The organism is Microbacterium sp. Leaf351 (genome assembly GCF_001423825.1).
In the GTDB taxonomy this organism is placed as follows: domain Bacteria; phylum Actinomycetota; class Actinomycetes; order Actinomycetales; family Microbacteriaceae; genus Microbacterium; species Microbacterium ginsengisoli.
The window spans coordinates 56,051-58,083 of the sequence record NZ_LMPK01000036.1 but is presented as its reverse complement, the minus strand read 5'-3'; the positions used below and the strand labels follow the sequence as shown (position 1 = coordinate 58,083).

Genomic DNA, 2,033 nt, shown 5'->3' with positions numbered 1-2,033 from the left:
GCGGTTTCGGAACCATCCTCGGCGCGGTGAACTTCATCACCACGGTGATCACGATGCGTGCCCCGGGCATGACGATGTGGCGCATGCCGATCTTCTCCTGGAACGCGCTGATCACGAGCATCCTCGTGCTCATCGCGTTCCCCGTGCTCGCGGCCGCGATGCTCGCCGCCGCCGCCGACCGCGTGCTCGGCGCGCACATCTACGATCCCCACAACGGCGGCGTGCTGCTGTGGCAGCACCTGTTCTGGTTCTTCGGACACCCCGAGGTCTACATCATCGCGCTGCCGTTCTTCGGCATCGTCTCGGAGATCTTCCCCGCGTTCAGCCGCAAGCCGATCTTCGGGTACAAGACGCTGATCTACGCGACCATCTCGATCGCGGCGCTGTCGGTCGCGGTGTGGGCGCACCACATGTACGTCACCGGTTCCGTGCTGCTGCCGTTCTTCGCGCTGATGACGATGCTCATCGCGGTGCCGACGGGTGTGAAGATCTTCAACTGGATCGGCACGATCTGGCGCGGCTCAGTGACGTTCGAGACGCCGATGGTGTTCTCGCTCGGCTTCCTCGTCACGTTCGTGTTCGGCGGCCTGACCGGAGTCATCCTCGCGTCGCCGCCGCTCGACTTCGCGCTGTCCGACTCGTACTTCGTCGTCGCGCACTTCCACTACGTCGTGTTCGGCACGGTCGTGTTCGCGATGTTCGCCGGCTTCTACTTCTGGTGGCCGAAGTGGACGGGCAAGATGCTCAACGAGCGCCTCGGGTACGTGCACTTCTGGCTGCTGTTCATCGGCTTCCACACCACGTTCCTCATCCAGCACTGGCTGGGCGTCGACGGGATGCCGCGTCGCTACGCCGACTACTCGGCTGCCGACGGATGGACGTGGGAGAACCAGCTCTCCACGATCGGCTCGATGATCCTCGCCGTCTCCATGATCCCGTTCCTCCTGAACGTCTGGATCACGGCGCGCAAGGCTCCGCGAGTGACCGTCAACGATCCGTGGGGCTACGGAGCGTCGCTCGAGTGGGCGACCAGCTGCCCTCCGCCGCGCCACAACTTCACGTCGATCCCGCGCATCCGCAGCGAGCGTCCGGCGTTCGATCTCAACCACCCCGAGGCGGCGCTGCCGGTCGGTGTCGGTCCTGCGAAGGATGCACCCGATGCCCCCGTCGTCGACCTCGCCTCCGGAGAGGTGAAGTAACCCATGAAGACCAACGTCGGACTGTGGTGGCTGCTCGTCGGCTTCTTCCTGTTCATCACGATCGTCTACACCGGCTGGAACATCCTGGCCCACCCCCAGCTGCCGTGGTACAACGCGGTCGAGTGGGTCGGTTCGGTCGCGCTGCTGTTCGCGAGCGCCATGGCTGCCATGATCGCCTTCTACACGCAGCGCGTGCTCAAGGCTCAGGGCGGCGACCTGCCCGAGGACCGGCTGACCGCCGACATCGACGACGGCGACCCCGAGATCGGCGAGTTCAGCCCCTGGTCGTGGTGGCCCATCGTCCTCGCGGCGTCCGGTGCGATCGCCGTCATCGGTCTCGCGGTCGGCAGTTGGATGGTGCCGGTCGGGTTCGCAGTGTTCCTGGTCGCCATCGTGGGCTGGGTCTACGAGTACTACCGCGGCTACTTCGCGCGCTGAGGTCCATGGCACTGCGTTTCGACGCGGCCGCGGCCTCTGACATCGGCCCGCATCGGTCGACGAATCAGGATGCGGCGTACGCTTCGGCGTGGGCGGCTCTGGTCGCCGACGGCGTCGGCGGCGGCCCGTCCGGCGACCTGGCCTCGGCGGCCCTCGTGCATCGTGTCGTTGCGGGAGGACCGTCGGCTGCTGCGGAGCCCCAGCGCCTCGCCGACCATCTCAGGGTGGCGAACTGGGACCTGCGCGCCCATGTGGAGCGCGAGCCGGAGCTCGCGGGGATGGCCACGACGTTCACGGGGGTCTTCGCAGCTGCGGACGGCTCTGTGCTGCTCGCCCATTCCGGCGACTCCCGGGCCTACCTCCTGCGAGACGGCGAGCTGTCCCAGCAGACCAGGG

General features: G+C 66.8%; 3 protein-coding genes. All 3 read left to right on the top strand.

What is annotated here, in order from left to right:
* A partial coding sequence (locus ASG00_RS12230) for a cytochrome c oxidase subunit I (RefSeq protein ID WP_235559565.1) occupies window positions 1-1,199 on the top strand: 1,199 nt, incomplete at its 5' end.
* Between the two features lie 3 nt (window positions 1,200-1,202).
* Window positions 1,203-1,637: a cytochrome c oxidase subunit 4 gene (locus ASG00_RS12225; protein WP_045247251.1), complete on the top strand. Its 435-nt coding sequence runs from the start codon at window positions 1,203-1,205 to the stop codon at window positions 1,635-1,637.
* 5 nt (window positions 1,638-1,642) lie between these two features.
* Window positions 1,643-2,033, top strand: a 391-nt coding sequence (locus tag ASG00_RS18440; RefSeq protein ID WP_235559564.1) for a PP2C family protein-serine/threonine phosphatase, incomplete at its 3' end; no start/stop codon positions are given.